This window comes from Pinibacter soli, from assembly GCF_029961145.1.
GTDB classification, from domain to species: Bacteria; Bacteroidota; Bacteroidia; order Chitinophagales; family Chitinophagaceae; genus Pinibacter; species Pinibacter soli.
Genome location: NZ_JASBRG010000007.1, coordinates 1517449 through 1527036, shown reverse-complemented (window position 1 = coordinate 1527036; position 9588 = coordinate 1517449). Strand labels below are relative to the sequence as shown.

The 9588-nt window shown below is 36.3% G+C and carries 9 protein-coding genes; 8 read left to right on the top strand and 1 reads right to left on the bottom strand.

The window, feature by feature from the left end; translation table 11 throughout:
* The 5 genes from QJ048_RS16650 to istB all read left to right on the top strand — a co-directional run.
* A partial coding sequence (locus QJ048_RS16650; protein ID WP_282335534.1) for a hypothetical protein occupies positions 1 to 345 on the top strand: 345 nt, incomplete at its 5' end.
* Positions 346 to 382: 37 nt separating this feature from the next.
* Positions 383 to 2185 carry a tetratricopeptide repeat protein gene (locus QJ048_RS16645; protein WP_282335533.1) on the top strand — a complete coding sequence of 601 codons (1803 nt, stop codon included), beginning with the start codon at positions 383 to 385 and terminating at the stop codon, positions 2183 to 2185.
* A gap of 131 nt (positions 2186 to 2316) precedes the next feature.
* The gene (locus tag QJ048_RS16640) at positions 2317 to 2745 is read left to right on the top strand and encodes a hypothetical protein (protein ID WP_282335532.1); all 429 of its coding nucleotides are present in this window, start codon (positions 2317 to 2319) and stop codon (positions 2743 to 2745) included.
* Between the two features lie 58 nt (positions 2746 to 2803).
* Entirely contained in the window at positions 2804 to 3655 is an 852-nt protein-coding gene (locus QJ048_RS16635; protein ID WP_282335531.1) for a Mu transposase domain-containing protein, read from the top strand.
* Positions 3656 to 3678: 23 nt separating this feature from the next.
* The gene (gene istB / locus QJ048_RS16630) at positions 3679 to 4407 is read left to right on the top strand and encodes an IS21-like element helper ATPase IstB (RefSeq protein ID WP_282335530.1); all 729 of its coding nucleotides are present in this window, start codon (positions 3679 to 3681) and stop codon (positions 4405 to 4407) included.
* Between the two features lie 1128 nt (positions 4408 to 5535).
* On the opposite strand, the gene QJ048_RS16625 is transcribed toward istB, so the two are convergent.
* Positions 5536 to 6831: an AAA family ATPase gene (locus QJ048_RS16625; protein ID WP_282335529.1), complete on the bottom strand. Its 1296-nt coding sequence runs from the start codon at positions 6829 to 6831 to the stop codon at positions 5536 to 5538.
* A gap of 194 nt (positions 6832 to 7025) precedes the next feature.
* On the opposite strand from QJ048_RS16625, the gene QJ048_RS16620 reads away from it, so the two are divergent.
* From QJ048_RS16620 to QJ048_RS16615, 3 genes are read left to right on the top strand one after another with little or no spacing between them, the layout of a single operon-like run.
* Positions 7026 to 8219, top strand: a complete 1194-nt coding sequence (locus QJ048_RS16620; protein ID WP_282335528.1) for a nucleotidyltransferase domain-containing protein — start codon at positions 7026 to 7028, stop codon at positions 8217 to 8219.
* A complete protein-coding gene (locus QJ048_RS23505; protein WP_478355657.1) occupies positions 8182 to 8616 on the top strand; it encodes a type II CBASS E2 protein in 435 nt (144 codons plus the stop codon). Before QJ048_RS16620 ends, QJ048_RS23505 begins: the two co-directional genes overlap by 38 nt.
* Before the next feature lie 6 nt (positions 8617 to 8622).
* Entirely contained in the window at positions 8623 to 9468 is an 846-nt protein-coding gene (locus tag QJ048_RS16615) for an SMODS-associated NUDIX domain-containing protein (RefSeq protein WP_282335527.1), read from the top strand.
* Positions 9469 to 9588 lie beyond the last annotated feature (120 nt).

The following is a 9588-nucleotide window of genomic DNA, read 5'->3' as shown; positions in this document are numbered from 1 at the left end:
GCAGAAGAGAAAATTGAAAACAATTGTATTACCCGATATCTGAACAGCAATCTTTTGACTATAAACTACAGTACCAAAACAGGTACATTTCCTTTTGTACACAAATACACTTCTTTTCAAGATGGCAAAGTGTTACAATTCAGAAAATCCAAGTTGGTAAAAACAGGAGAAAAACAATTCGAAAAATACTACTCCGATGCAGAGCGGGAAAGCGACAAAGACAATTTTAAATTGTTTGGTGTTTTTCAATTAAATGATCAAAACTTATTGAGTTCTTATTACTTTTTTAAAGATGGAGTAAAAAGCAAGATCAAAATCGACTATGCTTATTTCAACGAAAATTAATGCTTGTTATAAGTCGTATCCGCTAAAAACGCTTGCAATGTCAACAAAAAGTAAGACAAAATATTTTATGAAACTTAAGAATATCGTTCCATTTAAAATAACATTCCTCTTTTTAATCTTCTTAGCACCATCAGCCTTTGCCCAACCAACACATAAAAAAACGGATGATCAATTAATAACTGATTATCTGCACAAGGGGTATAAGTATCAGGTAAATAAACAGCCGGATTTAGCGATGATAGAGTATGACAAAGTGTTGAAATTGGATAGTACCAATCATACCGCTTACTACAATACAGCGTTGATTTATGCAAATTCTAAACAACAGCTTAAAGCCATTGCCATTTGCGATAAAGCCTTACAATTTTGCACAGAAGATTTGGCCGATTTTTATCGTACAAAAGCAAACTGCTACTCAGATTTACAGCAATATGAAGAAGCATTGCCACTGTTTCACAAAGCTCTTTTATTAGAAGGTTCAGAGGCTAATGACAACACCCATTATAATCTCGGCTATACCTATTTTAAATTACAAAAATGGGAAAGCGCGATTGTTTATTTAAATAAATACCTTGAAAGAAGTGACGAAGAGAGCGGCAGTGTTGGTGATGCTTTATTTTTTTTAGCCACTTGTTACAGTGAATCAGGTGACGATAATAAAGCAATTCAGTATTTTGATAAGGCCATTGCCAAAAGTCCACATTACTCCTACTATTACAACAAAGCAGAAACGTTGGTGAACCTTAACAAAAAAGATGAGGCCCTAAAAGTTATCAACGAAGCATTGGTTAGTTACCCGGATAAGGCAGACTTATATTTCAAGAAATCGCAAATTTATACCTCATTAAAGCAAACGGAAAAAGCTAAGATTGAATTGAAACGTGGTTATGAAATTGACTCTACAAATACCAATATTTTATTAGATATGGGTGTAATATATGAGCACGATAATCAAATGGACATGGCGATAACGATGTATAAAAAATGTATTGAATTAAAGGGCAACCTATCAGGTGCGTACGGTAATTTGGCCCTCATATATGGTGATATTGAACTTAAGAGAGACAGCGCTTTATATTATTTTCAAAAAGCGTTATCTGTAGATAATAAAAACCCTATTAATTATTATAATATGGGGAATTATTACAGGGAAGAAAAAAAATATGATCTTGCTTTAGAAATGTATGCCAAAGCTATTGAATTGAAGCCTTTGCTTGCAGCCGCATATACTAATACCGCGATAATATATGAAGACAAAAAGGATTTGAAAAAAGCAATTGATCTTGCATTAAAAGCACTTGATATAGAACCGGATGATTATTACGCAAACTCATATCTAGCATCTCTTTACTTTGATTCAACTGACTATGAAAACACAATTCTTTATACAACAAAAGCTTTACGTCTAAGTGCGAACCCCAATATAGATCATCTGTTATTATACAAGAGAGGCGTGAGCAGGCAAATTGTTGGTGATTATAAAAATGCACTACATGACTACTTAGATATTGTAAAAAGATATTCCGACGATGAAAAAAAGGATCATGCAGATGTTTATTCCAATATTGGATATTGTTATATGGAAGACGATCAACTGCAAGCCTCGTTAAAATATTTTCAAGAAGCTGTGAATTACAAACCCGATATTGACCAGCTTATAGGTTTGTTTACTGTTCAATATTTACTCAATGACAAAGTAGGAAGTAATAAAACAGTATCTAAAGCAAAGAAAGTCGAACCAAAATTAAAGCAAGGGTATAAGGGAATTGAGCAACTAGAAAAAGACGGGTATTTTTATACAAAAAAGCATAAAGAGATTCTTAAACAGATATTGAATTAAGATTTTAAAAGTTCGGGAATCTAAATAAACATTAATACATATACTTAACAATACTACCGTTCTTTTTTCTTGTAAAAAATCAAAAAAGAAAGTCAGCAAAAAATCCCTAAGAATAAGGATAACATTTATAAATGAGAATACTAATAATCATACTCGCAGTTGGGCTTTTTTCATGCGGGCAGGCATTGAAAGATAAAAAAAGTGTTGTCGAAAAGGTCAAAATGGTTGAAAAGGTTGAAAAGGTTGAAACGACAATATCGGATTTGCCTACAATTGGAGAAAAAATTCAAGGGGACTTTAACGGAGACAGACATATGGACACTGCAACTGCCACTAAAATTAAAGAGGGAAAAGGAAATCCTGTTGAAGATGGCACTGCTGATGAGTATGCTATTCAATTTTCTGAAACCAGCCTAAAATCAATAGACGCAGGCTGTTGCAGCATTTGTTTAATTAATGAAGGCGACTTAAATAATGATGGAACCGACGAAATTTCAATATTCCAGGCACCTATGAACGGGTGCACCTGTTCAATGACCAGCCACCATTCTTTGCGATAATCTCAAAACCGCCGTCACAAGACCGGATCGGTATGAACCTGTCTTCACTGATGTTTGCTTGCAGCTCTCAGAACATTATGCCACGACCTTCAGCGCTACGCGCCCATACTCTCCACGGGATAAAGCCATGGTAGAACGGGCAGTGAATATTGTCTATAATAATATTTATGGTCCCTTGCGCCACCATGAGCCCACCAACTTACAGGCACTTAATACCGCTATACAGGAGCAATTAGTACTGCTCAATAACAAGCCTTATAAAAACACGCCCTTCAGCCGCCGGTATTTTTTTGAACAGCAGGAACGCTCTTTACTAAAACCTTTGCCTGCAACACCGTTTACCTCCAAAAAAGTAGTAACACTTACCGTGCAACGCAATTATCATATTCAACTCACAGAAGATCGCCGCTATTACAGCGTACCCTACCAGCATGTAGGCAAAAAAGTAAAAGTGCTTTATGACAACCGGGTAGTGGAAGTATACCTGGACACTGAACGCATCGCATTGCATATGCGTAAAAATCATCACAAAGCCTACACAACCCTGAGTGAACATATGCCACCGCATCACCGGCATATGCAACAGATCAAGGGTTGGAACCGCGATGATCTGCTGGCGCAGGCTTCGCGCATCGGCCCCTCTACAGTACAGGCAGCAACCTTTATGCTGCAAAACAGCATTTACGTAGAACAGAATTACAAAGCCTGTTTCGGCATGCTGATGTTACACAAAAAATATGGCGCTACCCGCCTGGAAGCGGCTTGTAGCAGAGCCATGCAGGGATCACGTGTCAACTATACCATGATAAAGAATATACTGGAACGGGGACTGGACAAACAGGTAGAGATCTTCATTACATCTGCGATACCAAGCCATGACAACATAAGAGGAAAAGATCATTATCAATAACCAATAAAAATCGGCCACACAAAATGAACACAACACAAACTCTGGATCAAATGCAACAACTACGACTGTCCGGTATGCATCATGCTTATCGTTCGCAATTGGAACTACCCATTGATCAGCAACTGGACGGACACGACATGGTGGCCCATCTGCTGCAATCCGAAGCATTACACCGCAGCAATGAAAAAACAGCTTGTTATCTGAAGCTCGCAAAACTGCGGCTGCCAGCTTGTATAGAACAGGTGGAATGCAGCGCTGCGCGCAACCTCACCAAACAACAACTCGCTTCACTTATTGAGGGCCGTTATCTTAGGCAGGGAGAAAATATTCTCATCACCGGTGCCACCGGTTGCGGCAAAAGCTATCTCGCCTGTGCATTGGGCCACCAGGCCTGTTTGCAGGGACACAAAACAATTTACCTCAACATGAACCGGCTCATAGAAAAAATAACGCTGGCCAGGCTCGATGGTTCTTACATTAAACTCCTTAACCAACTGGAACGACAAACTCTTATTATACTCGATGACTTTGGATTGCAGCCATTGACACAAGATATAAGGCTCACGCTGCTACAACTACTCGAAGACAGGTATGGTAAGAAAAGTATCATCGTCACCTCACAGTTACCAGTAGCCCAATGGTATGAATTTATAAATGATCCTACACTTGCCGATGCAATCATGGACAGGATGACAGCTAATGCAAACCGTATAGAGTTAAAAGGTGAATCATTACGAAAAAGAAAAAAATAATTAACAAACACAAAGCTCTTCGTATTTTTAAACGCACATCAAGCTCTTTCTCTTATCGCCATATACCGGGGTGGGTTAACATGCAGGAGTGATGGGTCACCATGGCAAGAATAGACATCCAGCAACTTGCATTCATACTACCATCACCGTTTTTGTCAAGATTGTTTACAATTTTTAAATTGCAAATAACTTCAAAATTATCTCGAAACGTCATAAAGTCCTTTCTCCAAATTGTAAGTCCGTAAGAACCCAGAAAGTATGGTTTAGTCTCAGGATGAATAGTTCACATTTTATCGAGTTCCATATCGGAATATTTAAAACGGTCATTCTTGGTGTTTCCTATTCCCCAAAATTCGCAGTCAAGTATGTTTGTAATTGTCGGCTTGTTTAAACTGTTATAAGTCAATACAGCGAAAGTGAAGTATTGCGAACTTTTGTCCTTATAAGTGCTTGTACAAAGTAGCACTTTGTATTTATTGTCAGTCGCTCTAAATGTCAATAGGTCGCCTTGACTTATGTCTTTTATTTTTTGCTTAGAGTGGTCTGTCTTAGCATTGCTGGTAACGGTCTCGCATTGACGTTTGTGGCAGCATTTTGAATTCCGTCAGCCCGTAACTGTTGGTGAATAAAAATACTAAAAGTTGACGATTAAAATTAAAGCTGATTTCTATTCTTCTGCCGGAACTAAAGCTCAAAAAAGAATCGATATTCATACGCAAATTTGTAAGGGTTAAATGTAAAATTCTTGTAAAGATCTATGGTTTCATTCAGAGTGTTGGTTATTGGGTTCACTGACTCGGTATTTTCGGATTATTCGATAGAAATTTGACTTTTCTTTTCATCGTCGAGATGCCGAATGTTTTATTGAAAATTTGAAGATTGATGCGGGCGGTGTAATTCCAATTTAAAACAGAATAAGAACGTTCTGAATTTTACATGCAAAGTAGGTTATTGACTGATTAACGCTAACAAGTGGAGCTGAGGGGAGTCGAACTTGACCTAAATATGCTTGCTATATCTGCATTTTAGGTCATCTCTATTTTCTACTCACCGAATCAATCACCAATATTTTTCATGCTTTTGCTGCAATGCTTAATATGAAATTACTAATAAATATGATATATGTGATTATTCGAAGGGAAGTTGATTCTCATTTTTTAATTTTTCTGAAACTCCTCCGAGGGTTCCTTTTGTGTATTCCTTTTCAATTTGGGTGTCAACACGCAATGGTTTTTTAGCTCCATGTAGACGTTTTAATGAAGACTCTCCATATTCGTTTTTTTCAACGATGGCCGCTTGATCGCGTCGGAGAATATTTTTGCCCAACAAGAAAGTACTGTGGGTTGTAAAGATCATCTGAGAACCTGAAAAGTTGACCTTCTTGCTAAGAAAAGTTTTCAGTAAAAATTTTAACAACAAAACATGAAACTTAGAATCAAGTTCATCCACCATAATTAATTGACCTTCTTTAATTGCATAAGACAAATAACAAGCCAGTATAAAATATTTGATAGTACCTGACGACTCACTTTTTAGTAGTTCAAATAAAGTACTACTCACCTTTTTATACTCTCCATCATAAATATCATGTCTAGTGTAAAGTTCAAAACGATCTAATTCCATTGAGTAAATTAAATCAATCAGCTCTTTATCGAGAGACAATTTATTTTTGAGTTGACTATCTATTTTTTCAATAATTGTCACAAACCCTAAGTCAGCTTTTTCAATAAAGCTATTGATAATGGATCTGTATTTTGGTGAGGAAAGTATTAAAATTGCTCGTTTCAGGTGAGTGTCGCTAGTGATATCAGTAATGATAATATTTCCCTTTAACCATTTAGCAATTTCAGAAATTTGGGAAATACTTCCTTGTGAAATTAGAACTGATAGAAGTAGGTTTGTCGGTTTTGTAAAAAATACAGATTGATCGACCTTGCCCTCGGATTCCTTGCTCCATACCTTACTTAATTTGAAATCCTGCTCCAATCTTACAAACAAGTGATTTTCCCTGACCCTAGATTCAGAATAGTAAAGCCATTCTTCAACAACTTTTTCACCGGTAATCTTAAAGCCATATCTATATTTCTTTTCCCTAATGTAAAATTTGGCTTCAAAATAACTTGGTTGAGTAGCTGTAGATGTATTTAGTTTAAAATTTTCAATAGGTATCGATTCTTCTGACCTCCCAATTTTAAAAGAAGAAAAAATGAAATCTAGAAAAAATTGATAGCCTTTTAAAAAGTTGCTTTTCCCATGTGAATTGTGACCAAAAATTCCAACCGCTTTCAATAGTCGCGCTTCGAAATCGTATAAATATGGAACGTGTAAAAAATCAGTGTGCTCCTTTAGTGCTTCAGGGGTTAGATCTAAAGTTTGTTCTTTTTTGAAGGATAAAAAATTGCGCAGGGAAAAACTAATAAGCATGCTGTTGATTCAGGTATCAAATATATTGAAATATTCTATTTATTCACACTCTGTGGATAAGTCTGTAAGATCTGTATTTGTTAAAATTGAAAAACACAATAATTTTGATGTCAGATAATTTATATTGTTAGTTCAGGTCGGGAGTTTTGTTGAATTGGCAATTTTCCTGCTTGAAGGTTTTTTTAAATTAAGAGATGATGAACGATATTTTTTCAAATTTTATGGTGCAAAGAGAGGACATCCTGACAAGAATTGCAGAGAGTCTTCAATTGGATACCACCAGACGTCAAAGGATGGAAAGCGCTTACAAAGCCCTATGTACCATTATTAATGAAGATCAAGGGTTCTTTAAGGGGATGGAAATTGATATTTATCCGCAAGGATCAGTTGCTATCGGTACGACTGTTAAACCATTTCAGGGCGATGAGTTTGATCTTGACGTTGTCCTCCATATTAAAAGAGGCTATTCAAATTTTACCCCGCTGGAGATATATAATGCATTGTTGAAAAAGCTTGAAGGTGATGGTCGGTATAGTCATATGGTAGAGAAAAAGCGCAGATGTGTTCGTCTGAATTATGCTGGTGATTTTCACATGGATATTCTTCCAGGATGCATGATTGTTATTAGTGACGAAAAAAATATAATGGTTCCAGACCGTGAATTAAAAGATTGGACAATCAGTAATCCAAAAGGTTATGTAGAATGGTTTTTGTCTATTGCAAACCTATCTAAAAAGTCAGAGCTTCAAGCTTACTATAATAGATTGTATGAACTCAAAGCTGAAATTCAGGAGTTACCAGACGACGATTTTTTATCGAAGAAGCCATTGCAAAGCGCTATTCAGCTTATCAAACGTTACAGGGACATTTATTTTGAACATAAGTCGGAATTTGCTACCTCAAGCATTATTATCACCACAATTGCAGCAGGCTTCTATCGCGGTGAAAATTCTATTTTTGGAACTATCGACTCGATTCTTACGAGAATACAACAAGAATCGCGATTGCCGCAATTCAAAACATCGCGCCTTAAAGTAACGAATCCCGTAAATCCTAATGAGGATTTTTCTGAGAAGTGGGATAGTGATCCCCGCTTATACCAACACTTTTTAGCATTCGTTAAAGACTTGTATGAAAAATGGCAAATGTTAAAAAAGGATTTTTCAGAAAGTGCTCTTACATACGAAACGCTGTTTGGCGAAAATATATATAAAGGAGCCATTAGGCAACAGTTACAAAAGCTAGGGCAGAAATCTTCAAATAAGCTCATACAGTCTGGGACGTTGATTATTGGAGCAAATATGAGAACAGATAGAGACGGCAATATTAACCTTCATACAGGAGAAAGAAATGAAAGGCATAGGGATTTTGGAGACAATATTGGTTAAAAAAGCAAAGCAGAATAGCTACTCATATTTGCTAATTGAGAAAATTTTAATTGAGAGCAAATATGATTGGCTTCGTTGTGTTATCGACGGCGAGAATTTGTTTTGTAGAGGATTTTTAAAGCTGGATAAAGGCAAGTATGAGGTAATGATTAAATATTCGTACAACCATCCGCAAAGATTTGAGCGAATATGGATTGCTAGTCCCTCAATTAAATTTCATAAGGAAACTCACATGTATTTTGATAATACTTTGTGCTTGTATTATCCGAAAGATTTGCCTGCTACGAGGATGACCCCTTTAGTGAAAATGTTGCCGTGGGTTTCTGAGTGGATAATTAAATATGAATTTTGGAAACGATATAAGGTTTGGATTGGAGAAGAAGCTCCACACAACTAGAAAAATATGAAAACAACTATACCCAAGACAATTGCATTCTCAATAGCCCTTACAGTGATTTTATTATTAACCAAAAGGCTTCCGGATAATCCGTGGTCTTTATTAATTGTTGGCTTATTGATAAATATAATTTCGGCGCCAATAGGCTTTTACATAGTGGAGCTTATCGCCAACATCAAAAGGTTGCCATTGTTTTTCCAAACAAGAATATTATTACCGGAGCAGTATATAAGAATGTCTTTTGCCTATCTAATTAGAATTAAGGTGAATGGTAAGTATTTGTTGGTGAAAAACAGGAAAGGGAATTATTACCAATTAGTTGGTGGAGCTTATAAAAGGTACGTGTCATCTGAAAAGCTGTTTGAAGAGCTTGAAATTAAATCAGACAGACAATTTTCGACTGAACATGGAATAGCAAAAAATGACCTTCGTATGCAAGTTAAAGGGAAACATGTCCTCGATGTTTTTAAATGGTTTGCTTCCAAAGAAGACCGCGAAATTTCTCAATGGCGAGAATTTTGTGAAGAATTATTAAGTACAGGTATATTAAATAAGGAGTTGTTCAGGTATATTGATTATAAATATGTTGACACTCTACTCACTCCATTTCAAAAGGCAAGGTACCTGGATTGTCAAGAATTATTGATTTACGAGATATTTGATTTGATACCAAATGAAGAGCAAATGCACGAGTTAGAAAAGTTAATTGATCAAGGAAACAATGAAAAGGTAAAGTGGGCTGACGATATGCTGATAAATGGTTTGGGTTTTAATGAATGGAGCAGGGAAACGGAATTTGAAATTGGAGCCCATACAAAGTGGGCTGCGAACTTGAAATATAGTAACGAATAAATTGCAGTGATCATAAGATGGAAAATTTGGCAATGTTGGCACCACTTCCGCACAAGAAATTACGTTTAAATTTTCGCGATTAGCGAAGTCACCCTTGGCGTTTTTTCCAAAAGGATTAAT